The organism is Capnocytophaga haemolytica (assembly GCF_001553545.1).
Taxonomy (GTDB): Bacteria; Bacteroidota; Bacteroidia; order Flavobacteriales; family Flavobacteriaceae; genus Capnocytophaga; species Capnocytophaga haemolytica.
Window position 1 is genome coordinate 307,019 of the sequence record NZ_CP014227.1, and the last position, 25,175, is coordinate 332,193.

Below are 25,175 nucleotides of genomic sequence, written 5' to 3' on the forward strand. Positions count from 1 at the left end.
GGTACGACTTTTTTAGAAATGAGGCATAAGAAGTGGAGAATTTTAAGAAAATAAAAGCAAAAAGCCCCCTGAATGCCAGAGGGCTTTTATTGTAAATAGTTATGAATATAACTTTGATAGGTGCCGAAGCACATTTTTGAGCACTATCGCCCCAAAAAGCCTTTTACAAACTCTTCAGGGTATTCAATAGCGCTGATAACAAGGAACAACAGAGCTGCACAAGCTACCATTTCAGTGAGATAACGCACTTGTTGGCGAGCATTATGAGCCTGAGCTCCTTTACGCACCGCATAGCCTAAGAATACTACCAGCGGAATAAAGTAACTTATCACTGGCAGGTAAAATATTCTTGCTATGATAACCATCGCGATATAAAGCGCGAGAAAATAGAATAGGTAAAGTTTGTTTTTCATATCAGTCTTGAAAAAGTATTGTTTCTATCGTATTGTAATCTGGTGGAGCGACCGCTGTTACTTTTCTGTCCTTTACCACAAATATCATTTTGCAGCTTTGTAGGCTCTCTAACAGATGGCTTGCCATTAGCACAATGTGCTCTTCTGCAAGGTTTTTGATAAGGCGGCGTAGTGTGTACACGGTTTCAATATCCAAACCATTGAAAGGCTCATCAAAGATGTAGAGGTCGCTTTCCTTTTGTAACACAACATTGAGGTATACTTTGCGACGCATCCCTGTTGAGAGTTCTTTGATGAGTAACTCTTTGTCAATCTCAAATAGATAGGAGTCCCGTAGCTTCAATTGCATCAAAGCGGCGTAAAAGCGGTAGAACTCACCCACAGTGAGGTAGTCATACAGATAAGGCTCTGTGGGGATAAACCCCACTTGCTCAGCTCGAAGAGGTGTGCCGTTGTATAGCACCTGTCCTTTGAAATCCGTAAGCCCCAACATACAAGCAAATAGGCTCGTCTTGCCTGCACCATTTTTGCCAACTACACCATACAAGCCTTGCTCAGCGATGTGTAGCTCAGCCTCTTCTAAAATGACTTTATTGCCGTAAGATTTCTTATGGATACTAACCTCTAACATATTTTCCTTTATAAATGATATAATAATACAGCAGGGGTAGAGCTATCAGCGGTGCTCCATACTGCACTGCTTCCGCGATAAGCCCCAGCACAATGGCTTGGGTGAGTGGTGTGCTCCAAAAGGCATATTTAGTCAGCACCCCAAGTGTGGGGAGCAACAAAAGCAAAGGCAATACCCACCAAAACACTCCTTTGAATACAATTACAAATAAAGCGTAAGGAGGTAGTATACACCATAGTGCATTGATAACATTCACCTGCAATTGTTTCCTTAGATAGTTACTACCCTGATATGCAGAAATAGCAATATGTGCTCTATACTCTCGCTCAAAACTCGGCACGCTGCTCATTATTGCTATACTTAGCAGTGCAAATAACCCTAAATGGCTGTTTTGGTATACCCCTGCAATCACTATCAGGGTAAGGCATAGTGGCAGCATCACCCAGAGCCTATACTTTCTGAATGTACCGTGCCACCATGGGTCGAATAGCAAAAAGGGATAAGGCATACGCAAAGCACGCTGAGGCACCCAAGAGATGAATAGCACTCCCAAGAGATAAAGTCCACCCCAAAGCACATCTCCTTTTAGGGCAAAGATAAGCAGTGCGGGTAAGTTCAGCAGCAAGTATTCCATCGTGATAAGGACTTTGTAGTTTTTGCGCAGTCTGAGCAATGACAGATCCTCGCGACTGTAATGGTGCTGTAGCGTCAGCAGTAGGAAGGCAAATAGTGCATAAAAAGCCGTTGCATAATGGTTGTATATAGCCCATAGCACTACTGCCTCGCCACCAAGCACTAAGCCGAGTGCGAGATAATCACCTTTTACGTGTAGTCTTCGGTAGAAGACGTAGACTAAATGTAGAGGGGCTTTGAGCATTTACTTTGAAACTCCTTGCTTAAATCCTTCTATAAAATCACCAGCATTATTGTACAAATAGATGAATGCTACATAAGTATTACAACAACGAATAACGTGCGCAATCTAAGGTACTTTCTACGGTAATCTTGTTGTTCTTTCATATCACAAATATTATAATTAAAACTTCCAAAATACATTGCCAAAGGCAATACCTATCCCAATGTAATCACCTTTGATAGGTGTGCTCTCGTCTCCTAAACGATAATCGGCAAGGCTATAGATTGCTTTGAGTCGTAGGAAAGAACCATCGCGCCACCAACGTGTTACTGAAAGTGTAGGGCGGAAAATAAAACTGCCTTTACTGCGCGAGAGACGTTTACCATTACTGGCTAAACCATCACGCGAACGATACTGCCGCTCTCCGTAGCCTAACCCTGTTTGCACATCAAAGGTATACCTGCCAAGAGTGTAGACGCTATAGCCCAGCTCTAACATTGCCATATAAGTCTCTTTGCCTTCACTTTCTGCCATCTTACGCCCTTGAGGGGCATTGTCGTAATTGGGGTAATATACCCATAAGGGCTGGGTTACTTTATTAGAGATACTGCCAATGAATATATTTGCCGAAAAGCCGTACTGCCTTACGCCAGCCCCCAAGCCTATATCTAACACCCAACTGATAGGGTCGTCATTGCGAGTGCTATAACCCCCAGAAGTATCCCAGAGAGCATAGAAGCCATCGGCGGGAGTGATGTCGGATATGGGTTCTATATACTTAGGAAGTTCTTTAACGATTGTGTCTTGCTCTTGTGCTTGGCAAAGTGTTGTTAGTATGATAAAGATTATAGTCGAAAGATGCTTCATAAAGGTGTTATTCTTTTACTTCAAATTTAAAATTGATGTAATCCTGATTTTCCTTATTTGTGATTTTACCTTCTGCTTTGGTAAAATAAGTAACTATCTCATCTTTGGGAACGTCTCTATTCTTTTCATTTTCAAACATCCAATCAAAAGTATCTCCCATTAGAGTAAAGTTATACCACGTTTTTATAGAAACATTCTGTTTACCTGAAAGATAGGACTCTGTATAGTATATCTCACCTTTTTCATTAAGTTTTATAATGAAATGAGCCTTTTCATCCTTCACTAATTTCAATAATTGCTCAGCCTGAGTATTTGCAGGCGATAATTTATAGGTATTAGATGCTACTTTCTCTACTGTAAAATACTCTAAGTGCTCTGCTTTGTTCAAAAATTTACAGATAAAGACTGCTTTTAGGGTTAACGCACTTAAAGAGGATTTTCTCTGTTCTTCTTTTCGAGGGTCTGAAGGAGTGAAAACACACTCTTTAGCTTTATAAAGGTTTGATGAGATGAGAAAGTGCCCTGTGAGATGTTGCACCTTACCCTCTTGCTGGTTATCAATGAAGCTGTTTAAACTTTTTCTTATAATAAAATAAAAGTTCCCGAAAATTAGTAATTTTGTGTTTGCAAAAAAAAGAACACCAAAATTCAGGAATTTTGGGCAAAGATACAATAAATAATTGGATTATTCCCTTTTTAAGTGTAGGAAAAAGAGGATTTAAAAGTAATTTTGATTTGGCTTCAATATTTTTATTGATTCTCAAGAGGTTAAAAACAGAGGTACAATGGAGAGAACTTCCAATTGAAAGCTATTTTGAAAAAGGAGAAATCTCTTGGCAAAATGTCTATTACTACTTCAATAAATGGAGTAAAGACGGTAGTTTTTAGCGAGTATGGTTAAATCTATTAAGTAAGAAGAAAATAAAGTTAGATATGTCTTGCGTTCAATTGGATGGTAGTCATACACGTTGTCGGCAAAAAGGAGGTTGGCTTGACGGATATAAAGGTTTGATAATGAGATACGAGTATCTTGATGTAACTTGGATTGGAGTGCTCCTATTAGGGTCTATCTCCAAGTTCCTCAAAAAAGTTTAAACACGTTTTTATTCAAAATTAGTTGGTTTTCTTTAATTTAACTTCTTTTGTCTTGATACAAAAATCAAGGCTGTGGAGGTGTGGCTGTTGTAGGCAGGGGAGAGTAGAAAGGGAGGGTGTGAAAGACATACAGTACAAGGATTTAAGCAAAATTCTAATTAATTTTGGATTTGTTTGGTAGTTTGGCAAGAATATTGTACTTTTGCCGAGTAATTAAAAAGATTTTGTACAATGAAAAGAAAATTATGTTTAGTGTGTATGGCAATCATTTTTATAGCTTGCCATAAAAACAATGACGAAGTTCCCCAACCAGACCCTAATAAACCTACCCCTGATAAGCCAATTCCAGACAATCCTAAGCCTGATAAACCTACACCAAACAATCCTACAAATGCCTATTTATATGGCATTACTATAGACGACAGTTGGGAGGAAACTGGGGTTACTGTTCAGCAGATTGTAAGTGCTATCAAGGCAATGCCTGTAAAGCCTACGGTGCGCATTGTGATGTCCAAGGGTACAGCGATAGCTAATTACAAACCACTTTTTTCGGCTGTTCATCAAGTAGCTTATGTGATGGCAACACCTGCCGATTCCGAAGATATGAAAAAATACACTAACGTAGATAGTTATGTAAAGAGATTTCAGGATTCGTATAAAGAACTATCGGCATATACGGATTTTTGGGAAGTGGGCAATGAAATTAACGGAGAAGGTTGGATGGGTGACAACCCTCAGTTTATTGCCGATAAAGCCTATGGTGCTTATAAGTTTATCCGTAGTAAAAATGCGAAAACAGTACTTGTGAGCTACTATTTTAAACCAGGTGACCAAAAGGTGACGATGGAGGATTGGCTAAAAAGATATATTCCCGAAGATATGAAAAAGCAGTTGGATTACGTGTTAGTAAGCTATTACGAAGATGATAACGGCAATTATCAGCCTAATTGGCAAGAGGTATTTAACAATTTAGAGTCTATTTTTCCGAAGGTTAAATTAGGCATAGGGGAGTGTGGCAATAACGATTATAAGAAGTACTCTGTACAGAGTAAAGTGGAAAGAGCTAAGCACTATTATGCGATGCCTAAATATGTAAAGAACTACGTGGGCGGTTATTTTTGGTGGTATTGGGTGCAGGACTGTGTGCCTCATCAAAACAGTGAAGTTTTTAAGGCTATCAACAGCAGTATTAAGCAAACGCTTAAATAATATTGCTTTTTGTGAAGATTTGCGTACCTTTGCACCAAATTAGAACGAGAAATGAAAAAGTTTATCATATCAGGAGGAGGTACAGGCGGGCATATTTTTCCTGCTATCGCTATTGCCGATGAATTGAAAAGACGTATTCCAGATGCCGACATTCTGTTTGTGGGCGCCAAAGACCGTATGGAGATGCAAAAGGTACCACAGGCGGGTTATCCTATTGAAGGGCTTTGGATTTCGGGCATTCAGCGTAAAATTACCTTGCAGAACTTGCTATTTCCCTTGAAATTCATCAGTAGCTTGCTGAAATCTCGGAGCATTATCAAGCGTTTTAAACCCGATGCCGTAATAGGTAAAGCTGTGCTGCGACCATAGGTTAGCATAGCCCGAAGTATCGCCTTTGAACCACTTGTCAAGGGCGGAGCGTTCTAAGCCGATGAGGTGATCGGCTAACTGTCTCTGCTCAGGCGTATAAGCCTTTTCATAATTTGCAATTGCTGCCATTTTAAAATTCTTTTTTAAGATTATTAGACCGCAAAGATACGAATTATTTTAGAAATGAGCAATTTTTTTTGGAGAAATTAGTGGCAGGGTAGGTTCAACTATCAAGTGCAGAGGTGCATTTCTGCCGTATGGCAGTTTTCAGTCTCTCAAAATACAACGTATGTTTATCAAAAACCCAAGATACTCTATATCTTATATATCAATCGTGCGGGCAAAATCATTGGGCGAGAGCGAAAACCTTACTTTATATCAACCAATGACGTAATAGGAGAGTGAAAAATAGTAGAATTATGGATTATAACAACACAAAAGAATACACCCGCAAATGGAAATGGGAAGGAATATAAGAAACCCACATACGCCATTCACAATTAAGAGAAATCAGAAGTTAGTAGCCAGAAATTAGAAGCCAGCCCTTGCAGTACTACCCGCAACGGCTGACTTCGCTTTTCTAATTTCTACTTTCTAATTCCTAACGCCTATTTGCTGAGTGCCTCTTTAATAGCTTCCTCCACTACCGTTGCCGATTGGGGGTTCTGCCCTGTGATAACACGCTGGTCGCTTACTACGTGCGTTTGCCACAACGGCGATGACTCATAAAGTGCCCCGCGCTCCTTTAGCGTGTTCTCAAGTGAGAAAGGCACCACCTTAGTCAGCTGTATGGCTTCTTCTTCAGCATTGCTAAAACCATTGACCCGCTTTCCTTTGATGAGGTAACTACCGTTTTTAAGTTTGATATTCACCAAACCCGCAGGACCGTGGCATACAGCGGCTACCACACCCCCGCGCTCATAAATGCTGGCAGCTATCTTCGCAAGGGCTTTGTCATTAGGGAAGTCCCACATTGCGCCGTGTCCGCCTGCATAGTAGATAGCCTTATAATCAGCTGCTTTCACTTACGAAGGTTTAAGTGAGCGGTTGAGCTTTGCCTTACCCTCAGGGCTATCCCAAAACTGCTTATTTGTAGGATCATCGAGCTTTACCCCATCAACAGGTGGCGTACCGCCCTTAGGACTTACAAAGTCTACCGTATAACCCTCCTCGGTGAGCACCGCCCACGGATGCGCCACCTCGCTGAGGTAAACCTGTGGACTTCCCCGTATTGCCCAACTTGCTGTGGCTTGTTACTACAAATAGCACTTTTTTAGTGAGATGGTTTCTCTGTTGTGCTGAAGCATTTACACCTACCATAAGGCTGAAAATAAGCGGTACGACCGCAGCGAATACATTTCTTTTCATACGTGATTATTTATTAAGTTCGTTCGCAAAGATACAGCTTTTTTAGAAATGAGAAATGGAGAAGTTAGAAAAGAAAAGACAGCTCCTTGCAGGATATACCTACAAAAGGCTGGCTTTTAAACTCGGTGTGCACGTTGCACTCGTCCTACCCCCCCTACATTCCATAGCGAAACCCTATAGCAAAGTGCATAGCAGCATTAAAACGGTATTCATTATCACCACCGAACATATTCTTCAAAGAGAGCTTGCGGTCAGTGGTTTTAGGCGAACGCACGCTGGTAAGCCCTACACTGCCAAAAACAGACGCATTCTTACTCAGGTAATACACAGGCGAAAGACTGTGGTTCATCTCCATCATACCGAAGAGTTTCCAATCATCATTGTGCTTGATGATAGCCGTAGAGCCGTCCATCTCAAGGGCGTTTAGTTCAAGTTTAAAGTGCTCACCAAAGCGGCGTGCAGCCGTAATCTTAGCCGTGTTGGTAAGCTCCGTAGTGAGTTCATACTTCCCCTCAAGGCTGTATTTTAGGTAGAACATCGGCATAAGCATCGGCAGACCAAAAGCATTGCTCACACCGCCCCCTGCCCCTATAAGCAGATTAGGTTTCCATTGGTAAGCAAAGATAGCACCCCCATTGCCCAATACCTGTTGCCAAGTAGTATGTTGCGTATCAGAGTAGAACCCCGCACCAAGAGAGCACATCAGTAACCACCGATCTGAGATAGGGCGCAAGTGCATCACATTCAGTCCTGCCCCAAAGAGCTTTGAAGGCATAAGTTTTACCGCCTCGCCCTTGTTGCTCAGCGTAGCATAAGACGCCGAAAAGCCCACCATCCAAGCAGTAGGCTGCCCCGCCTCATTTTGCTCAAAGGAAATTGGCAACATCCCCTGCACTGAGTATTTGAGCATATCACCCGACCCCAATTCTATAGGTTTTTGATCATCAGGCACTTTGTGGTCTTTAAGTTTGGTGTTAGTAGTAAGGTCTGTCCTCACGATGATTTGCGCTGCGGCAAACAAAGGCATAAAAGCCATTAACAAAAGTATCTTTTTCATTGCTTAAATGGTTAAAATTATTATATCCTCAGCCAACTCGTTTTCCTTGCAATAAGCACACAAATAAACAGCACTAACGCCGTTTCCACGAGCAACAGCAGAGGCGTATCCACAGGGAGGTATACAGCCGTGAGCAGTGCCAGCGGAGTGATGAGCACCCACTGCCAGAGGTATATCTGGTTGATGTTCTTGCTGCAAAAAGTCGCTGTTTCGGTGAGGGCATTGTCGCGCATCGTGCCCACTGCAAAGTAGTACAGCGCGAGCAACAAGAGGATAACCCCCAAGCTCCAAAGCACCTACAAGAGGTTCATATTGTAGTAATTCTCATCAAAGAAGTCCTGTACGGAGCGGTCAGTATAGAGGGCTATTGCTGTGCTGAGGGCAAAGAGCACAGCTCCCACTGCTGCGGTATAGCCATAAAACCGCTGCTTATCAGTTGCCTCCTTCAAGTATTTGCCAAAGTATATCCCCGCCATTGGGAAGGGCAGCCACTGAAAGAGCGGAAAGGCAGTCTCCTCATTCTGATACCAAAAGTCGCCAATGAGATAGCTGTACCACCCCTCGCCAAAGCGCGACAAGTAAGGAGCCAATACCAGCAAGCCCAGCACCACAACGCCAGTCGCCTTATCCGACAAGCCTAATCGCTTCATCAGCGCAAAGAAGAGAAACGCCAAACCCGCAAACTGCAAGATGTCCACGATGAGCAGCGAGGTGATAAAGTCGCCAAGGAGCTCCCCCGCATCGCTTGTGCCGATAAAATACCCCAACACCTCGACTATAGCACGATAGAGATTCAGCCCATAGCCGATGATGAGCAGCTTCACCCCGCGCCGTGCCAACAGCGCAGGGGCACTGTGCCGCGTATAGACCATACCGACCCCCATACAAAACATAAAGACCGCCGCCGCTGGTTGCGACCCCAAGAACTCCACCACCGTCCCAAAGATGGGGTACGCCTCACTATGCCCAATAGGCGAGGTCTCAAAGCAGTGCACCAGCACCATAAAAACGATAGCCAATGCCTTGGCAAAATCCAATTCAAAAGCACGTCCCGAGGCGTTTACTGTTGTTGCATTCATACGATTATTATTTAAGTTTTCAGGGGGCAAAAATACAGCTTTTTAAGAAATGAGAAAGGGAGAAATTAGAATTGCATAACTCTCCCCCGCCTCCTAACTGCCGTTCAGTACGGACACATCTCGAACCCTTCTCGAACACATCCCGAACACACAACATAGTTCAGTATTACCACAGTATTACGATAGTATTAGGTTAGTATTAGGTTTAGCGAATAACCACCGAACAATCAACGGATTACAAAGCCACCCAAAAACCACCATTTTACACACTTTTTTAGGAATTAGAAGAGAGAAATTAGAAAATTAGAAGTCAATAACCAGAAACAAGAAGCCAGCCGTCAGTAGGGGTATGCCTTACTGACGGCTGGCTTTATTCGGTGTGCACGTTGCACTCGTCCTACAACCGGTGTGCACGTTGCACCTCTTTACTCATTAAAGAAGGCACCTCCCCCCAGCGTCTCTTAAATGCCTTTGAGAAGTGCGACACATACGTATACCCACACTGCCACGCCACTTCGCTCACGTTCATATCCGCCTCTGCGAGCAAGCGGCGTGCCAGCTGCATCTTGTGCTCAAAGAGATAGCCGTAGACCGTAGTGCCATACGCCTCCTTAAAACTGTAACACAGCTTCTTCTCATTCGTGCCCACCGCACGTGCTAGCTCCGCGATAGAAGGCGTATGCAACAAATCCTCAGTAATAAGCCTACACACCTCTTCTAAACGCTCACGCTCCGCCGCCGACTTAAAGTGCTGAGGAGCGGCACACTCCACATCGCCAAAGAGCAGCAACAGCAACTCCGTCAGTTTCACCTCCGCATACACCTGCCCAGCAGCCCCCATCAGCGGCGACTGCTCCATCTGGTGCATCAGTTGCTGTATCGCAGCTCCCTTATGCTGATACGCAGCCGCATTGTGCGCAAAAGGCTCGCCGCGCTCATAGCGCAAAAAGTGCGACATAAACACTTGCGGGTATCGCTCGGCAATACGCCTAAAACCCTCCTCAGAGAGTGCCACTGTCTCAATCTGCGTAGGCGCACCTCCAGCAAAGGCGAGACGCCCGCCATAGCCCTCCTTGCAGAACGCCACATTGCAAGTCCCCTCACTGATATGTCCTTCATTACCCTGACTATCCCGCGCCATAAAACCCTTAGGGCAGTGGCTTGCTAAGTAGATACGCAGCGAAGACACGTCCATATGCGAAGTAATGGCGGTGTCCTCAGTAAAGCACGTCTGCCATTTGTAGAGGTAATAAGCCCCCGTAGGCACCACCTCGAAACGCATCGCCTGCGTACGAGCCTCCAGCTCCTTAAGTAGACCCTGCATCTGCTCCTCACTACTGACCCGCTGCTGCATACCCTCAATCAGCAACTCCTGTATATCTTCATCGTTGATATTTCGCATACATTTTCTATTTTAATAGGTTTGAGCTCTGGGCTCTGGGGTATGAGGGAGGCTCACACCTTACACCCCACACCCCACACCTCAAATCTAATCAGGTATAAAAATAAGCCAATGAGGTATAACACATACTTCATTAATCGCCCTACTTTTGCACTCTGATAGCATAATTTAGAACAAAAGTAAATAAACCATCTGAACTGACAAAATATTTTCACAAGATTATGAGAATAGCATTCCACAATATAAAGAAAATCAGGAAAATAGAAAATGAGAAAAGTAATGCGGTATGCACTTCCCCCCTTGAGGGGGGGCAGGGGGTGTTTATATGTGTAGACAACCATTATAACACCCAAATGTGCAATAAACAGCTCTGCACATTACTCTTTACTCTCTTCTCTCTACTCTCTTTTTCTCAGTCTCTCAGCGGCACTATCACCGACCGCGCCACCCACACCCCGCTCATCGGGGCAGATGTCTATATCCAAGAACTCCAAAAAGGTACTTCCACCGATAATAAGGGGTTTTACACGCTTAAAAATATCCCAGCAGGCACTTACACCCTCCGCGTGAGTTACATCGGCTATAAATCTCAAAAACGCCCTTTACGCGTCAGTGGCGAGACCGTCCTCAACCTTGCCCTTGAGGAAGAAACCCAGTCCATTGGTGAAGTGGTGGTCTCAGCTAAAGCCAAAGCCCGTGCTATCAAAGAGCAGGCAATGCCCATCACGGTGATTGATATGGCTTCCCTGCGCGGCACTACCTCCAATGTGCAGGACATTATCGCCAAGACGGTCGGCGTTACCCTCCGCTCCACAGGTGGTGTGGGCAGTGCGGCGCGTATTTCCGTACGTGGACTCGAGGGCAAGCGCATCGGCTTCTTTATAGACGACTTCCCTATGGGCGAGCAATCCGATTATGTGGACATCAACGACATACCCGTGGATATGATCGACCGCATTGAGATTTACAAGGGCGTTGTGCCTGCGCGCTTTGGCGGCTCAGCAATGGGTGGAGCGGTGAATATCGTCCTGCGCGAATACCCCAGCCGCTATGCCGACCTGAGCTATACCCTCGAGCGTTTTAATACCCACAAGGCACAAGCGGTCTTCAAGCGCAGCGACCCAAAGCGCGGTCTCCTCTTGGGCATTGGGGGCGTATATGCCTCATCAGACAACGACTATGAGATGGAAATCCCTAACCACCAAGGACTTAAAGTGCGCCGCAACCACGATGCCTATCGCAAGTATATGGTCGGCGGTAGCTTTAAGGCGAAGAAGTGGTATTTTAACGAAATAGAAGTAGAGCCCATCTACGTGCGTACCTACAAAGAAGTGCAGGGCATTGAGCACGACGTGCGCGAGGCACATTCTTACCTTGATATGCTGGGCGTGGTTACCAAATTCGAGAAAGAAGGCTTTCTTACAGACGGACTTTCACTGACGATGTACCACAATTTTGCCTCGCTAAAAGCCAATGTGGTCGATAAGGCACAGCGCATTTACCAATGGGACGGCTCTTCTTATCCCAGTACTTCACGTTATGGCGGCGAACTCGGTTTGGGCTATGCCTCCGACTCAGACGACCGCAAGCTCACTTATGCCAATCGCATCAACCTCGAGTATATCCTCAGCGAGCAGCATTCGCTCAACCTCAACTCACAATTCAACTACGCCAAAGGTGAACCCCACAACCCGCTAAAAGAGCTGAGTATGGGCAAGCAAACCGACTTCGATTCCGATATGTACAGCTGGGTAGCAGGGCTCTCTTACGATTATCGCGACCGTACCGATCACCTGCTCAATAGCCTCTCTGCGCGCTATTACAACTACCATCTCAACACCCGCAAGGGCTTTGTCTTTGGCAGTGGTGTGAAGGACATTGACCTTCACAAGAGCGACTTTGGCTTCAGCGATGCCCTGCGCTACCGCTTTCTGCCCACACTGATGGGGAAAGTCTCCGCAGGCTATGAAGTGCGTATCCCTTCAGAGAACGAACTGCTGGGCGATGGGGTAAACACCATAGCTGCTGAGGAACTACTGCCTGAGCGCAACCTCAGTGCCAACCTTGGGGTGCTTTACGACCTTACGGGGGCGCACGCCACCAATGCCCAAATAGAGCTCAATTTCTTCTATATGCAGATAGAAGACGTGATCCGCTTTACCCAAGGCGTATTGGGTTCGCAGTACCAGAACTTTGGGCAGATGCGCACCATAGGCGTGGAGTTTGACGCCAAAGCCGACCTCTCCCCCTCGCTCTATGGCTATCTGAACACCACCTATCAAGACCTGCGCGATATTCGGCAGTATGAGCACAGCAGCACTGTGCCCAACCCCACCAAGGGCAAGCGTATGCCTAACATCCCCTATTTGCTTGCCAACGCAGGTGTGGAGTACCACCACGAAAACCTCTTCGGAGGCACAGGACAGAACACCCGCCTGATGCTTGATGCTGCCTTCATCGAGGAATATTACTACGACTTTGAGCTCACCCAACTCGACAAACGCCGTATCCCGCGCAACCTCACCCTCGATGCAGGCTTCGAGCACAGTTTTAAACACCAACACCTATTCCTCTCAGGCAAAGTGCGCAACCTCACCGACAAAAAGGTCGTAACCGAGTTCAACAGACCCCTACCAGGACTCAGTTGGGCAGTAAAGCTGCGGGTAATATTTTAGGCTTCGCCAGAAATTAGAGGTCAGGGCTTCGCCAGAGATCAGAGGTCAGAAAGAAAGAACGGAAAAAATACGGACACGCAACGAAGTTAGGCTGTCTGACTTCGTTATGTGTCCGTACCGAAACCGTCTAATCTCTGATTTCTGACCCCTGAAATTAAGTAATTAACCAGATCAGTATTTGCGGTATATATCAGGTATGCGTCTGATCCCTGACCTCTGACCACTGATCACTAATCACAATAGATATGTTCAACAAATTCATTTTATCCGTATGTAGCCTTGCGCTACTCGTAGGCTGTAAGAAAGACGACAACAACAGCCCAGATCCTAATAAAGGCGAGACACTCACAGGAAGTTTCTTTCTTGAAACCTCAGTGAAGAATGGCGACCAACACCGCAGTGGTGCCAGCTACCTGCAACTTATCACCAACCCCTCAGGAGTTATAGACAACAAGAAGGCAGAGCAAGTAGGGCTCTCCTCAGGGCGTTGCGCTTATGGCAATGAGGTGTACGTGTTTGATGTAGCCCCCAGCCCCGATTCCAAGAGTGCGGTAAGCAAGTACCTCTACAACCCCGCTACCAATACCTTTGCTAAGAGCGGGGAGCTTAAAGTGCCTCAAACAATGGCTTTTAACCTCGTAAAGGCAAGCGATACCAAGGCGTATATGCCACTCTATACTACGGGTACTGTGTGGATTATCAATCCGCAGACGATGCAAAAGACAGGCGAGATTGATATAAGCAGCTATGCCCACCAAGGCAATACCCCTAAACCAGGGTATGGCATCGTGCGCGATGGCTATTTCTACCTGCCACTCAACCAAATAACCGACCAGTGGATGCCTTACGACGATTACCAGCAAAGCGATGTGCTCGTTATCAATACCACAACCGACAAGGTAGAGAGCCTTATCGCTGAGAAAACCACAGGGCTTGCCTTCCCAAGTCTGCAAATGGAAGAAGGAATGGTGTTCCAGAACGAAAGCCACGACATCTACATCGCTTGTGCGGGCTATTTTGGTTACAACCCCGCAAACACCAAATGCGGCTTTATCTGTATCCCGAGTGGCAGCAAGGACTTCAACACGGCGCGCAGCTGGGATATATCCACCACCGCCATTGAAGGCTTGGGCTACAAACCGACTTCTATCTACAACTGCTGGTACATTGGTGGGGGCAAAGCCTTAGCGTATGTGGCTGTCGGTGAACTCATCGACCCTAAGAATCTAATGACCTCTAAGAACGCCGTAGCTGTGCTCGTCGACCTCAACGCTAAGAGCATCAAGAAGATTGAGGGTATAGAGCCCAGCAGTCAGGAAGCTATCAGCCTGCGCCCTGCAGATCGCTATTACCTCATCGGCAACTCCTCCGCAAGTAAGCGAGGTTTCTACCGCTACGACCCCTCTACAGGCAAAGCCACCTTTGCCTTTGCTACTGAAGGCTTACCCAACTTTATTCATCAATTTAAGAAGTAAGAGCCAGAAGTTAGTAATCAGAAACAAGAAGCCAGCCGTTTGTGGGAATATCCCACAAACGGCTGGCTTTTTAATTCGGTGTGCACGTTGTACTCGTCCTACGACCTAACCTCTGAGGCAGTAACACCCCATCGCCTCTTAAAAGCTGTGGAGAAATGTGAAAGGTGCTAATAGCCGCATTGCCACGCCACTTCGCTGATGGTGAGTCCACCTGCTACCAGCAGCTGTTGTGCTCGTTGCATCTTATACTCAAAGAGATAGCCGTAAACAGTGTTGCCGTATACTTCTTTAAAGCCATAGCATAACTTCTTTTCATTGAGTCCTACGGCACGCGCCAGCTCCGTAATGGAAGGTGTATGCAGCAGGTCGGCAGTGATGAGCTGTGCCGCTTGAGCAATGCGCTCGCGGTCGGCGGGGGTTTTGCAGTATTGCTGTGGGTGAGTTATGGCATTATCGCGTTGAGTGAAGAGCAACAGCAAGAGTTCTATCACCTTGAGCTCGGCATAAGGCTGTGAAGCATTGCCCAAAGCCTCTGCCCTACTGAGCTGCCCAAGCACCTCGCGTACGGCAGCATTAGCACAAAGGTGCTGCGCAGGCGACAGCAAAAACTGCTCGCCGCACTCATATCGCTTGTAGTCTGCCATAAAGACACTAGGATACCGCCCGGCTATCTGCTTAAAATCATCGGCGGCAATAGCCAACGTGGTGATGACCGTGGAGTCTTCTGCTGCAAAATACTGTCGCCCTATGTGCTCCTCTCCACAAAAAAGCACATTACACATCCCTTGTTGCATCACCGTGTGGTAGTCCTTCCCTAAGTCTATTTGAAAACCTTTTGAGGTGCTATCGCTCAGATAAAAGCGCACCGAGGGCACGCGCATCACCTCTTCGATGCACAAATCTCTTTCGAACTCAGAATGCCACTGGTAAAGATGGTATCCCCCTACGGGTGATGCCGCTACGGAGAACTGACCCGAAAGCACTTCCAACCCAGTGTATACCGACGCTATAGCCTCCTCACTCTCAAAGGATTGTATAGCGAGCAACTCGCTCATATCTACGTCATTAATCCTTGTCATAATCACTTTGCTAATCAGATTAAAAAAATAGCCATTCAGCTTGAAACCTGTCCGAGGCAAAGGCAGTACTTTTGCCCCGCAGTTCTGTAATTTAGAACAAAAGTAAATAAAATCTCCGAACTGACAAAATAATTAGTGAAGATTATGCCAACACCATTCATTAACTTACAGAGGGATAAGAAATTAGAAATGAGAAGTCAGGAGTCAGAAATAAGTACCTCTCTCTGCACATTACTATTTACTCTCTTCTCTTTACTCTCTATCTCCTGCTTTGCTCAATCTCTCAGCGGGCTTATCACCGACCGCACCACCCACACCCCGCTCTCAGGGGCTGACGTTTATATAGAAGAACTCCAAAAAGGTACCTCTGCCGATAATAAGGGCTTTTTTAGCTTTAAAAATATTTCAAGGGGGCAATATACCTTACACGTCTCTTTCGTGGGTTATACCTCTCAAAAACGCCTTTTTGCAGTGCGTGGTAATACAGTTCTCAATATTGCTTTAGAGGAATCAGCTGAAAACATCGGTGAGGTGGTGGTATCGGCAAAGAGCAAAGCCCGCGCGATGAAGGAGCAAGCTATGCCGGTAACAGTGCTGGATATGGCTTCGCTGCGTGGCACGGCTTCCAATGTGCAGGATATCCTTACCAAGACGGTAGGGGTTACCCTCCGCTCCACAGGCGGTGTGGGTAGTGCCTCACGTATCTCGGTGCGAGGCTTAGAGGGCAGGCGCATCGGTTTCTTTGTAGATGACTTCCCGCTTGGCGACCAAACCGATTATGTGGATATCAACGATATTCCCGTGGATATGATCAACCGCATTGAGATCTACAAAGGAGTGGTGCCTGCTCGCCTCGGGGGTAGTGCGCTGGGTGGAGCGGTGAATATCGTTATCCGTGAGTATCCCGACCGCTATGCTGATTAGAGCTACGGATTAGAGTCCTTTAATACCCACAAGGCGCAGGGAGTATTCAAGTGTAACCTCAAAGCGCGGGGACTCACTTTCGGGCTCGGAGCGAGCTACACCCACGCCGACAACGACTATGAGATGACCCTCCCCAATCGCAAGGGTGCAAAGGTGCGCCGCACTCACGATGGCTTTGAGAAGTACATCATCGGGGGGAGCCTTAAGGCAAAGAAGTGGTATTTTAACGCTATAGAACTCGAACCGATATACGTGCGTACCTACAAAGAAATACAAGGCATTGAGCACGATGTGCGCGAGGCACATAGCCGCACAGAGGTGTATGGAGTGGTGCTCAAACTCAAAAAGCACGACTTCCTCACTGCGGGGCTATCGCTTGACAGCTACAGCAACCTCTCTGCCTTGCGCTTATCCTTAGTGGATAAAGCCCTACGCCGCTATGAGTGGGACGGCTCTTCCTACTTATCGCCCTCGCGCTATGGCGGCGAACTCGGCTTGGATTACCCCACCGACTCTGACGACCGCAAGACGCTTTTTGCGAATCGCACTAACCTCGAGTACCTGCTTAGTGAGCAATATTCGCTGAGTCTTAACACCCTTTTTACCCTCGCCAATGGCTACCCCCACGACGCACTGCGCGAGCAAGCCCTCGGCAGGCAAACCGCTTTCCCATCACGAATGCGCAGCCTTGTGGCAGGCCTCTCTTACGACTATCGCTCCCCAAAAGATAAATTCTTAAACTCCTTCACGTTGCGCTACTATCGCTACACAATGCACACCGAGAAAGCTCACCCCCACACGGGTATACGCCGCTATATCGACCTCGACAAAAGCGAGATAGGACTCAGCAATGCGCTGCGCTATCGCTTCACTCCTACGCTGATGGGCAAGCTCTCGGCAGGTTATGATGTGCGTATCCCCTCTGAGAGCGAACTCCTTGGCGATGGGGTCAGCATCACCCCCTCAGAAGCACTCACCCCTGAGCGCAATACCTCTGCGAATGTAGGGCTGCTGTACGACCTCACAGCCAAACATCCTACCAATGCCCAGATAGAGCTAAATTTCTTTTACAATCACTTAGAGGATATGATTCGCTACACAGAAGGCTTACTCGGCGCACAGTACGTCAATTTTGGGCAGATGCGCACCATAGGCGTGGAGTTTGAAGCCAAAGCGGACGTATCCCCCTCACTGTACGTCTATGGCAATACTACCTATCAAGACTTGCGCGATAAGCGCGAAACAGAGCCGCTGAGCCACATGGCCAATCCTACCTACAATAAGCGTATGCCCAATATCCCTTATCTGCTTGCCAATGCAGGGGTGGAGTATCACCGTGAAAACCTCTTTGGCGGACGCGGAAAGAACACGCGCCTAATGCTTGACCTCGCTTTTGTGGAAGAATACTACTACGATTTTGAGCTCACCCGTTTACAGAAACGCCGTATCCCCCGCCATACCACTCTCGATGTAGGTTTTGAGCACAGCCTTCGCGATCGGCACCTATTCCTCTCGGGCAAAGTGCGCAACCTCACCAACGCCGAAACCTACACCGAACTCAATCGCCCCCTACCTGGTATCAACTGGGCAGTGAAACTGCGAGTTATATTTTAATGACAGAGGTCAGAAAGAACGGACAAAATACGAACACACAACGAACTCGAGCGTCTGACTTCGTTATGTGTCCGTACCGAACCCGTTTAATCTCCGATTTCTGACTATATAAAACAACCCCGGAGAATATAACTTACTTTGGACTCTCCCCCTTTGAAGGGGGCGGGGGGTTGTAATATATGGCTTGTAAAAATAACCAAGTAATTAACCAGAGTTAGCTTTAGAAAACTTCTATTTTCTAATTCCTAACTCCTAATTTCTAAATAGATATGTTCAACAAATTCATTTTACCACTGTGTAGCTTGGTGCTACTTGCGGGCTGTAAGAAAGATGATGACAACAGCCCTGATGAGAACCCCAAAGGAGGTAATATCCTTTTGCAAACCAATGTCGATAGCCCTGATGGCACTACAGGGGTGTCGTACTTGCAACTCCTCAAATCGCTTGAGGGCAGTATCGACAACAGCAACGCACAACAGATCCCCATTGCGGAAAGTGCGAACTTCTACGGCAATACGATGTATAGCTTCGATGCAGGGCACGGCGATTCTAAGGATGTGATTACCGCCTATCAGTACGACCCCACCACAGCTACACTTCGCAAGGGAGCAAGCCTGAAACTACCTACTCAGTCGATGAGCTTTAGCCTCATCAAAGTAAGCGACAGCAAGGCGTATGTACCCCATTACGGCATTGGTGAGGTAACGATTGTCAATCCGCAAACGATGCAAAAGACAGGTAGTATTGACCTAAAACCATACTCCCATAGCGATAACAACCCCGAGGCGAGCTATGGCATCGTCAGGGGCAATTATTTTTATCTGCCATTGCATCAGGTAGTGAAGCAATATCAGCCTTACGATGATTATTTGCAGGTAGATGTGGCAGTTATTGATACGCGTACCGATAAGGTCGTAAAGGTACTCTCAGAGAAGAGCAGCGGTCTGTTGATGGCTACGCGCCCTACTAATGAGGGAATGATATTCACCGATGAGCAGGGGGATATACACATCGCTTGTACGGGCTATTTTGGGCTAAATCCTGCCCATAAGCAGAACGGTTTTGTGTGCATACCAGCTGTTGATACCATTTCCGATACCACCTTTGACACGGCGCGCACGTGGGACATCTCACAGACTACCATAGCAGGGACAGCGTATAAACCAGCGTCTATCTACAACTGCCAGTACATCGGCAACGGGAAGGTAGTGGCGTATGTAGCCCTTGCTGAATTGGTAGATGCGCAGAACCCCTTTGCCTCTAAGAATGCGTTGGCAGTGCTTATGGATTTAAAGGCTAAGACTATTACCCCCATCGCTGGCGTGCCTTACTCCGTGCCTTTTGCTACGGGGATTTTCCACTACGGCAACAAGGTAGCCCTTGCGAGCCTCAGCACCGAGCGGGTGGGCTTTTACCTTTACGACCCCGCCACAGGCAAAGCCAACTTTGCGCTGAGCACTGTGGGCGTGCCTACGGTATTGCATCAGTTTTAGGTCGTAGGACGAGTGCAATGTGCACACCGAATAAAGCCAGCCGCCAGTAAGATATACCCTACTGACGGCTGGCTTCTACTTTTCTATTTTCTCTCCTTACAAGGAGTTTACTAACTGCTTTAATTCAGCGTCCTTAGCAGGGTCTTTGATACAGCCCTTTTCGGTGTCGAAGGTATCGCCGAAAGAAGGCAATGAAAAACTCCCTACTACGGTGGCTCCACGGAAAGGGAACTCGTTTACAGCGATGTTGAGCACGCTTTGTGCCCCACGCGGACCAGGAGAGGTGGCTAAGAGCAACACACGGCGATCACCCCACGCCTTGCGATTAGGCACACGCGAAAGCCAGTCCATAGTGTTTTTGAAGGCTGTGCTGAAGTTGCCATTGTGCTCTGCCAGCGAAATCACCAAGAGGTCGGCAGCGTCAATCTTTGCTGCCAAAGACTTGATTACTTGTGGGATACCCTCGCGCTCTTCGCGCTGGTATTGGTAGAGCGGTGCCTCATAATCGTTGAGGTCTAATACTTCGGCGTTCGTTCGAGATGTGTTCGAGAGCGTTCCGATCAGAGGGTAGCACGTAATTTTGTGAACTGAGTACTAACCTCTGGTGTAGCCTTGATTACTCAAAAACATCCATTATCTGTTGTTCATTATAAATTATTTTGTACTTTTGCCGCCTGAATTTTAAAAAAGTATATTTTATGAAAAGAATTTTAATTGTAATGGTAGCCTTTTTAGGGCTAATGTCTTGCAGCAAAGACAGCGACAGTAACAGTAATAGTGGAAGTAATGGAGGAGCTCATACGGTTAAGATACAAGCCTCAGGCGATGTAGTGTTAAAAAGCCTGACATTCTCGTTTACGGATGGCACAACAGCTAACATAGAGGTTGATGAGCTTGTTGGCAATGGCTATACAAAAACAATGGATAAAGCATTCGACTTTGTGCAAGTAGGCGCTGTATCAAAAAGTAATGATAAGAACGCAACCCTTACCCTGCAAGTATTAGAAGGCGATAAGGTGCTTAAAGAAGTGAGTGCCTCAGGAGCTGTCCTTGCCCCTAATATACATTTAATCAATACTGATAGCAATGCAGTAGGTAAAAGTGCTCATACGGTTAGGATATACGCCTCAAACAATGTTGAATTAAAAACTCTGACTTTCTCATTTACTGATAATACAACAACCAACATACAGGTTGACCAACTTGTTGGAAATGGCTATACAAGGACAATGGATAAAGCCTTTGATTTTGTTCAAGTAGGTGCTGTATCGAGAAATCAGGATAAGAACGCTACCCTTACCCTACAAGTATTAGAAGGCGATAAGGTGCTTAAGGAAGTTACTGCCTCAGGAGCTTTCCTTGCGCCTAATATAAAGTTATAAACGTTTTATCATCATAAAAGAAACAGCCTGAGCGTGTGCTCAGGCTGTTTTTTGCTATGCACTATGCACTAAAGGCAGTTTCTCCGCATTCTTATAGGCAATCCGCTCTTTATCTTCTTTGCTCAGTGGCGACTTCTCTAAGAACGCCTTACCGTCAGTGGGCTGCAAGAAGGGGTAGTCGCAGGCAAAGAGGATACGGCCAGCTCCTAATTCGTTGGCGCAATACACCAACTGGTGTTCATTGAAAAAGCCACTGGGGCATACGTAGATATTCTGCTTGAAATACGCACTAATAGGCTGATTGAGGCTCAGCGTCTTGCTCTGCTGGTCGTCCAAGCGGTTGAGGTAGAATGGCAAGAGTTCGCCCCAATGCCCTGAGATGATTTTAAGTGTAGGCAGCTTGTCAAACAGTCCTGAGAGGATAAGCCGCAAGAGGGCTATACCGCTGTCGGCGTGCCAACCGTAGCCTGCCGTAGCAAACATCGTCCCAGCCACATCGCTCCACGCATCGCTCTTAAAGTAGTAATCTACCACCACCTTATTGCTGATAATGGCAGGGTGCATAAAGAGTGGCACACCCAAGTCGGCGTCTTTCTCAAAGACGGGCATAAACTGCGGCGCATCAAAGAAAGTGCCATTCATCGAGCCTGAAATCATCGCACCCTTAAAGCCCAACTGCCTAACCGCACGCTCCAATTCGGCGGCTGCCTTATCGGGGGCAGACATAGGCAAGAGGGCAAAGCCTGCAAAGCGCGTAGGGTGCTCGGCAATGAGCTTCGAGAGGCGGTCGTTAGCCTCAGCGCATAATTCTGCTGCCAGCACCGTATCGGGCAGGTTCTGTGGCGACATTGGTCCGTAAGAGAGCACCTGCACGCTGATGCCCGCCGCGTCCATATACGCCAAGCGGCGCGCGCCTATCTCGCTAATAGCATCATCGGGGAGGACTATTTGCATCAACTTGCGTTGCGTATCACTGACAGGAGAAACACCTCCATTTAGCCCAGTAAGGTACTTTATTACGCGTGCAGATAGGTCGGGCAAGGTAAAGTGCTCTTCGAGGGCTATAAGCCGCTTTAAAGGGTGTTTTTTGGTCTTCGCTTCCATTGCGATAGGGTAGCCCCATACCCGCCGTTGCTAAGGCTGAGGCTGCAATAAAATTACGTCTGTTCATTTGTTTAGTTGTTAGGGATTAGTGATTAAGGATTAGTGATATTGCAACCCATCAGCCCTACAAAGGCGCACATCACGATTAAAAGTTTCTTCATAATAATGACCTATTTAAATTTACAATTATGTTTTTATGTTTATGGGGGCAAAGTGACGAAAAATAATGCAGTTTACCAAATTATTTTGGAGAAAAATTAAAAATAATACTTTATACATTGTCTTTAGTTTAGAGGATCATCTGCATAGGCAGTTTTAGGGTACAAAGATACAAATTAATGCGTAATGAGCAATGAGTAGCGCGTATTTTTTTGGTGGTGTGGAATATTCTTTGTACTTTTGCACTTAGGTTTTAGGCATTAGGCTTGAGGCTTCAGGGGTGCGAACTGGCTACTTGCTGCTCGCTTCTGATTACTGATTTTTCTTCTTTTGTAACCTATTGAAAAATAGGGTTTTATTCAATTAGCATCCGCTTATCTTCTTACTATCCTCCTACTATCTTCTTACTATCCTCCCACTATCCTTTTACTTTTGTTCGATCTGTGTCCGTTCTGTGTCCGTACTGCATCCGTAGTGAACCCCACTTGAACAGCAGATAAGCTGCGAGATTAGTGCATATAGCTCTTTTCTAATTTCCGACTTCTCCTTTCTAATTTCTCTTTTTCTAATTTCTCATTTCTAAAAAAGTACTATCTTTGCAGAAACATTTAACAATAAAGCGTATGAATTTTTTAGAATTAGCACAGAGCCGATATACCACTAAGGCGTATCGCTCACAGTTCGTAAGTGAGGATAAGATACAGAGCCTCAAGGAGATACTTCGTCTTACCCCCTCATCGATCAACTCGCAACCTTGGCAGTTTGTCTTCATTGACGACAAGGCTACTAAGGAGCAGTTTGCGCGCATCTCGTACATCAATGAGCAACGCATAAATGAAGCGAGCCACTTAGTGGTATTCCTCGCCCACAATAACGACAGTGCCTTCGAGGCGCACCTCCACAAAACCTCTGAGATGGGTTATGGCTTCTACGAGAAGATACAAAAGCCCCGAGGAGCTGCCTTCGTACAGGAGTGGATCGACCGACAGGTGTACATCGCCCTTGGGTTTTTCCTCAGTGCGTGTGCCGCGATGGGTATTGATAGCACCCCTATGGAGGGTATCCTCATTGAGGAGTACGACCGCCTACTGAAAGTCGATGGTTACAAAACCCTCTTTGCTGTGGCAATCGGCTACCGCAGTGACGACGACCGTAACCAGCCATCACAACGACCTAAAACGCGCTTGCCTCTCACCGATGTGGTAAAGGAGTTTAAGTTATAGTTTTTTAGGGAGTAGCTTTTAGAAAATACGCCTCTTACAATCTAAGTGTGTAAGAGGCATATTTTTATACTTTACTTATTGATTTACAGAATTTTAAGTATATTCCTGACACGTGAAACACAGGGTGTAAGTAGCTTAAAATTAATCATTGCTCATTACACATTATTTACTATCTTTGCAGCAGTATTAATCAGGTTAGAGGTCAGTAATCAGAGGTCAGAAGTAAGCCCAAAATTGCCAGATATACTCGCCAATGAGCACTCGTGGACTTTGGCTTGCACTAACCCCTGATCACTAACCCCTAAAATAATAATTTACAATGAAAAAAATTATCTTTTTATTCAGTGCAGCAGCCTTGATGGCGTGCGGCAACAACACACCCAAGACTCCTGAGGAAGCCAGCGACGAGGCTCAGGCAATGACCGAAGAACCGCTAATGGGCGGTGATGAAGACGAGCACGGCTGTAAACCTTCCACAGGTGAAAGCTGGAGTGAACTCCAACAGCGCTGCCTCCGCGTATTCGATAAGGGTGAACGCCTCAACCCTATAGAGGACAATGGCACCGTCATCAGTGCTTTTGCGCTCTTCAACACCGACAAGAGCAAGGTGGAAATCTTTACCTCAATGAAGGAAAACACTATCCTCGACAAGAAAGGCGATAACCTTTACGAGGGCGGTAACTTCAAGTACGACAGTGCCGAAGGCGTTCTTTACATTGACGGCAAAGAAGCCTTTAAGAAGGAAGCAAGTAGCAAGTAGTAAGATGCTATGAGCACAACAAATTAAAGCAGTGAGTAGTGAGGGTAGTCTCGTTACTCGCTGCTTTTCTTTTTTTCTAACTTCTAAATTTCTAAACAGATGCAATTAAAAGACCATTTTGGGTATAACTTAGTCGATTTATTATCGGATAAAATCAATGCGGTAGATGCTACTTTTTCTCGTAATAACTTTAAAAAAGCCCTCTCAGCTCAATTCTTAGACTATGCCCTGACAGGTAGAGTGGCTTGTATCACCGATGCACTATATACAGTATTTGGCAACTATGAGCACGGCATTGGCGTCCTGTTGCAAATATTAGGAGACGAAAACCCCAAAGAGACGGGTATGTTTACTGACTACTATTGGGTAATGCCCATAGCCAAATATGTAGAAGTATATGGCTTAGACAACTTTCAGCTATCGATGCAAGCCTTAGAGGCGATCACCAAACGCAATACCGCAGAGTATGCCGTACGCCCTTTCATCACTCGTTATACTGATAAAATGCTGCCACAGATGACCCACTGGGCACAATCCGATAACTTCCATTTGCGGCGTCTCTCCTCTGAGGGATTGCGCCCTAAACTTCCTTGGGCAAAGAAGTTAGACCTCTTTACCGAAAACCCTACACCTGTATTCGCTATCTTAGAACTCCTAAAAGACGACCCTATCAAGTTTGTGATGAAATCCGTAGGCAATCACCTTGCCGACTATCTCAAACTGAACCCTTCCCCTGCCCTATTGCTCTTAGACCGCTGGGCAGCAGACCCTAACGCTACTCCGCACCGCCATTGGATCATCAAACACGCTAAACGAAAATACAAAGAATAGTGCATAACTAATAGTGCATAGTGTATAGTGCATAACTAATAATGTATAGTGCATAATGAATAACAAAAAAGTCCTGCTGCGTTGTGCAATAGGACTTTTTATATTTAACT

25 protein-coding genes and 2 pseudogenes are annotated in these 25,175 nt (G+C 46.1%); 12 read left to right on the forward strand and 15 right to left on the reverse strand.

What is annotated here, in order from left to right; all coding sequences use genetic code 11:
• Window positions 1-143 precede the first annotated feature (143 nt).
• From AXF12_RS01425 to AXF12_RS11850, 5 genes are all read right to left on the reverse strand, one after another.
• On the reverse strand, window positions 144-413 hold the full coding sequence (locus tag AXF12_RS01425) for a hypothetical protein (protein ID WP_066427882.1): 270 nt from the start codon (window positions 411-413) through the stop codon (window positions 144-146).
• Window position 414: 1 nt separating this feature from the next.
• On the reverse strand, window positions 415-1,044 hold the full coding sequence (locus AXF12_RS01430) for an ATP-binding cassette domain-containing protein (protein ID WP_066427883.1): 630 nt from the start codon (window positions 1,042-1,044) through the stop codon (window positions 415-417).
• A complete protein-coding gene (locus AXF12_RS01435; protein WP_066427884.1) occupies window positions 1,031-1,921 on the reverse strand; it encodes a hypothetical protein in 891 nt (296 codons plus the stop codon). Before AXF12_RS01435 ends, AXF12_RS01430 begins: the two co-directional genes overlap by 14 nt.
• A 159-nt stretch (window positions 1,922-2,080) precedes the next feature.
• On the reverse strand, window positions 2,081-2,767 hold the full coding sequence (locus AXF12_RS01440; protein ID WP_066427843.1) for a hypothetical protein: 687 nt from the start codon (window positions 2,765-2,767) through the stop codon (window positions 2,081-2,083).
• Between the two features lie 7 nt (window positions 2,768-2,774).
• On the reverse strand, window positions 2,775-3,305 hold the full coding sequence (locus AXF12_RS11850; RefSeq protein ID WP_145955115.1) for a hypothetical protein: 531 nt from the start codon (window positions 3,303-3,305) through the stop codon (window positions 2,775-2,777).
• An 86-nt stretch (window positions 3,306-3,391) separates the two neighbouring features.
• On the opposite strand from AXF12_RS11850, the gene AXF12_RS12435 reads away from it, so the two are divergent.
• From AXF12_RS12435 to AXF12_RS01455, 4 genes and pseudogenes are all read left to right on the forward strand, one after another.
• Entirely contained in the window at window positions 3,392-3,655 is a 264-nt protein-coding gene (locus AXF12_RS12435; RefSeq protein ID WP_231909879.1) for a transposase, read from the forward strand.
• 45 nt (window positions 3,656-3,700) lie between these two features.
• Window positions 3,701-3,862, forward strand: coding sequence for a transposase (locus AXF12_RS12440; RefSeq protein ID WP_074861060.1), 162 nt, complete (start codon window positions 3,701-3,703; stop codon window positions 3,860-3,862).
• Between the two features lie 258 nt (window positions 3,863-4,120).
• Window positions 4,121-5,071, forward strand: coding sequence for a hypothetical protein (locus AXF12_RS01450; RefSeq protein WP_066427886.1), 951 nt, complete (start codon window positions 4,121-4,123; stop codon window positions 5,069-5,071).
• A 51-nt stretch (window positions 5,072-5,122) separates the two neighbouring features.
• A pseudogene (locus AXF12_RS01455) lies at window positions 5,123-5,419 on the forward strand (UDP-N-acetylglucosamine--N-acetylmuramyl-(pentapeptide) pyrophosphoryl-undecaprenol N-acetylglucosamine transferase); the annotation flags it as partial.
• A gap of 629 nt (window positions 5,420-6,048) precedes the next feature.
• On the opposite strand, the gene AXF12_RS12445 reads toward AXF12_RS01455, so the two are convergent.
• The 6 genes from AXF12_RS12445 to AXF12_RS01480 all read right to left on the reverse strand — a co-directional run bounded on the left by AXF12_RS12445 (window position 6,049) and on the right by AXF12_RS01480 (window position 10,346).
• Window positions 6,049-6,465, reverse strand: coding sequence for a type 1 glutamine amidotransferase domain-containing protein (locus tag AXF12_RS12445; protein WP_231909878.1), 417 nt, complete (start codon window positions 6,463-6,465; stop codon window positions 6,049-6,051).
• Window positions 6,466-6,639, reverse strand: a complete 174-nt coding sequence (locus tag AXF12_RS12450) for a type 1 glutamine amidotransferase family protein (RefSeq protein ID WP_231909877.1) — start codon at window positions 6,637-6,639, stop codon at window positions 6,466-6,468. It lies immediately after the preceding gene.
• Between the two features lie 323 nt (window positions 6,640-6,962).
• Window positions 6,963-7,865 (reverse strand): DUF6268 family outer membrane beta-barrel protein, encoded by a 903-nt coding sequence (locus AXF12_RS01465; RefSeq protein WP_143325074.1) that lies wholly within the window; start codon window positions 7,863-7,865, stop codon window positions 6,963-6,965.
• Window positions 7,866-7,885: 20 nt separating this feature from the next.
• Window positions 7,886-8,161, reverse strand: a complete 276-nt coding sequence (locus AXF12_RS01470) for a hypothetical protein (RefSeq protein ID WP_066427889.1) — start codon at window positions 8,159-8,161, stop codon at window positions 7,886-7,888.
• Window positions 8,162-8,944, reverse strand: coding sequence for an acyltransferase family protein (locus tag AXF12_RS01475; protein ID WP_066427890.1), 783 nt, complete (start codon window positions 8,942-8,944; stop codon window positions 8,162-8,164).
• 397 nt (window positions 8,945-9,341) lie between these two features.
• Window positions 9,342-10,346 carry a helix-turn-helix domain-containing protein gene (locus AXF12_RS01480; protein ID WP_066427891.1) on the reverse strand — a complete coding sequence of 335 codons (1,005 nt, stop codon included), beginning with the start codon at window positions 10,344-10,346 and terminating at the stop codon, window positions 9,342-9,344.
• 353 nt (window positions 10,347-10,699) lie between these two features.
• Here AXF12_RS01480 and AXF12_RS01485 point away from each other — a divergent pair, with 353 nt between their 5' ends.
• Window positions 10,700-13,021 carry a TonB-dependent receptor gene (locus tag AXF12_RS01485; protein ID WP_066431670.1) on the forward strand — a complete coding sequence of 774 codons (2,322 nt, stop codon included), beginning with the start codon at window positions 10,700-10,702 and terminating at the stop codon, window positions 13,019-13,021.
• Between the two features lie 245 nt (window positions 13,022-13,266).
• A complete protein-coding gene (locus AXF12_RS01490) occupies window positions 13,267-14,496 on the forward strand; it encodes a YncE family protein (protein ID WP_074861063.1) in 1,230 nt (409 codons plus the stop codon).
• A gap of 167 nt (window positions 14,497-14,663) precedes the next feature.
• Here the strand turns inward: AXF12_RS01490 and AXF12_RS01495 are convergent, their stop codons facing one another.
• On the reverse strand, window positions 14,664-15,575 hold the full coding sequence (locus AXF12_RS01495) for a helix-turn-helix domain-containing protein (RefSeq protein WP_082752955.1): 912 nt from the start codon (window positions 15,573-15,575) through the stop codon (window positions 14,664-14,666).
• 189 nt (window positions 15,576-15,764) lie between these two features.
• Here AXF12_RS01495 and AXF12_RS01500 point away from each other — a divergent pair.
• A pseudogene (locus AXF12_RS01500) lies at window positions 15,765-18,113 on the forward strand (TonB-dependent receptor).
• A 269-nt stretch (window positions 18,114-18,382) separates the two neighbouring features.
• On the forward strand, window positions 18,383-19,606 hold the full coding sequence (locus AXF12_RS01505; protein WP_066427892.1) for a YncE family protein: 1,224 nt from the start codon (window positions 18,383-18,385) through the stop codon (window positions 19,604-19,606).
• A gap of 96 nt (window positions 19,607-19,702) precedes the next feature.
• Here the strand turns inward: AXF12_RS01505 and AXF12_RS01510 are convergent, their stop codons facing one another.
• Window positions 19,703-20,185 (reverse strand): NADPH-dependent FMN reductase, encoded by a 483-nt coding sequence (locus AXF12_RS01510; protein ID WP_066427893.1) that lies wholly within the window; start codon window positions 20,183-20,185, stop codon window positions 19,703-19,705.
• 119 nt (window positions 20,186-20,304) lie between these two features.
• Between AXF12_RS01510 and AXF12_RS01515 the strand changes: the two genes are divergently transcribed.
• Window positions 20,305-20,988, forward strand: a complete 684-nt coding sequence (locus AXF12_RS01515) for a hypothetical protein (RefSeq protein WP_066427894.1) — start codon at window positions 20,305-20,307, stop codon at window positions 20,986-20,988.
• Between the two features lie 54 nt (window positions 20,989-21,042).
• On the opposite strand, the gene AXF12_RS01520 is transcribed toward AXF12_RS01515, so the two are convergent.
• Window positions 21,043-22,053: an amidohydrolase family protein gene (locus tag AXF12_RS01520; protein ID WP_394336599.1), complete on the reverse strand. Its 1,011-nt coding sequence runs from the start codon at window positions 22,051-22,053 to the stop codon at window positions 21,043-21,045.
• Window positions 21,959-22,159 carry a twin-arginine translocation signal domain-containing protein gene (locus tag AXF12_RS12710; protein ID WP_143325075.1) on the reverse strand — a complete coding sequence of 67 codons (201 nt, stop codon included), beginning with the start codon at window positions 22,157-22,159 and terminating at the stop codon, window positions 21,959-21,961. Before AXF12_RS12710 ends, AXF12_RS01520 begins: the two co-directional genes overlap by 95 nt.
• Window positions 22,160-22,874: 715 nt before the next feature.
• Between AXF12_RS12710 and AXF12_RS01525 the strand changes: the two genes are divergently transcribed.
• The 3 genes from AXF12_RS01525 to AXF12_RS01535 all read left to right on the forward strand — a co-directional run bounded on the left by AXF12_RS01525 (window position 22,875) and on the right by AXF12_RS01535 (window position 25,065).
• Window positions 22,875-23,474: a nitroreductase family protein gene (locus AXF12_RS01525; protein ID WP_066427896.1), complete on the forward strand. Its 600-nt coding sequence runs from the start codon at window positions 22,875-22,877 to the stop codon at window positions 23,472-23,474.
• Window positions 23,475-23,793: 319 nt separating this feature from the next.
• A complete protein-coding gene (locus tag AXF12_RS01530) occupies window positions 23,794-24,234 on the forward strand; it encodes a hypothetical protein (RefSeq protein WP_066427897.1) in 441 nt (146 codons plus the stop codon).
• Between the two features lie 99 nt (window positions 24,235-24,333).
• Complete coding sequence (locus tag AXF12_RS01535) at window positions 24,334-25,065, forward strand: DNA alkylation repair protein (protein ID WP_066427898.1); 732 nt, start codon at window positions 24,334-24,336, stop codon at window positions 25,063-25,065.
• Window positions 25,066-25,175: the final 110 nt, after the last annotated feature.

Coding starts and splice junctions, on each gene's coding strand:
- AXF12_RS01425 (WP_066427882.1), bottom strand. CDS start 413: ATGAAAAACAAACTTTACCTATTCTATTTTCTCGCGCTTTATATCGCG.
- AXF12_RS01430 (WP_066427883.1), bottom strand. CDS start 1,044: ATGTTAGAGGTTAGTATCCATAAGAAATCTTACGGCAATAAAGTCATT.
- AXF12_RS01435 (WP_066427884.1), bottom strand. CDS start 1,921: ATGCTCAAAGCCCCTCTACATTTAGTCTACGTCTTCTACCGAAGACTA.
- AXF12_RS01440 (WP_066427843.1), bottom strand. CDS start 2,767: ATGAAGCATCTTTCGACTATAATCTTTATCATACTAACAACACTTTGC.
- AXF12_RS12440 (WP_074861060.1), top strand. CDS start 3,701: ATGTCTTGCGTTCAATTGGATGGTAGTCATACACGTTGTCGGCAAAAA.
- AXF12_RS01450 (WP_066427886.1), top strand. CDS start 4,121: ATGGCAATCATTTTTATAGCTTGCCATAAAAACAATGACGAAGTTCCC.
- AXF12_RS01465 (WP_143325074.1), bottom strand. CDS start 7,865: ATGAAAAAGATACTTTTGTTAATGGCTTTTATGCCTTTGTTTGCCGCA.
- AXF12_RS01475 (WP_066427890.1), bottom strand. CDS start 8,944: ATGAATGCAACAACAGTAAACGCCTCGGGACGTGCTTTTGAATTGGAT.
- AXF12_RS01480 (WP_066427891.1), bottom strand. CDS start 10,346: ATGCGAAATATCAACGATGAAGATATACAGGAGTTGCTGATTGAGGGT.
- AXF12_RS01485 (WP_066431670.1), top strand. CDS start 10,700: ATGTGCAATAAACAGCTCTGCACATTACTCTTTACTCTCTTCTCTCTA.
- AXF12_RS01490 (WP_074861063.1), top strand. CDS start 13,267: ATGTTCAACAAATTCATTTTATCCGTATGTAGCCTTGCGCTACTCGTA.
- AXF12_RS01495 (WP_082752955.1), bottom strand. CDS start 15,575: ATGACAAGGATTAATGACGTAGATATGAGCGAGTTGCTCGCTATACAA.
- AXF12_RS01505 (WP_066427892.1), top strand. CDS start 18,383: ATGTTCAACAAATTCATTTTACCACTGTGTAGCTTGGTGCTACTTGCG.
- AXF12_RS01515 (WP_066427894.1), top strand. CDS start 20,305: ATGAAAAGAATTTTAATTGTAATGGTAGCCTTTTTAGGGCTAATGTCT.
- AXF12_RS12710 (WP_143325075.1), bottom strand. CDS start 22,159: ATGAACAGACGTAATTTTATTGCAGCCTCAGCCTTAGCAACGGCGGGT.
- AXF12_RS01525 (WP_066427896.1), top strand. CDS start 22,875: ATGAATTTTTTAGAATTAGCACAGAGCCGATATACCACTAAGGCGTAT.
- AXF12_RS01530 (WP_066427897.1), top strand. CDS start 23,794: ATGAAAAAAATTATCTTTTTATTCAGTGCAGCAGCCTTGATGGCGTGC.
- AXF12_RS01535 (WP_066427898.1), top strand. CDS start 24,334: ATGCAATTAAAAGACCATTTTGGGTATAACTTAGTCGATTTATTATCG.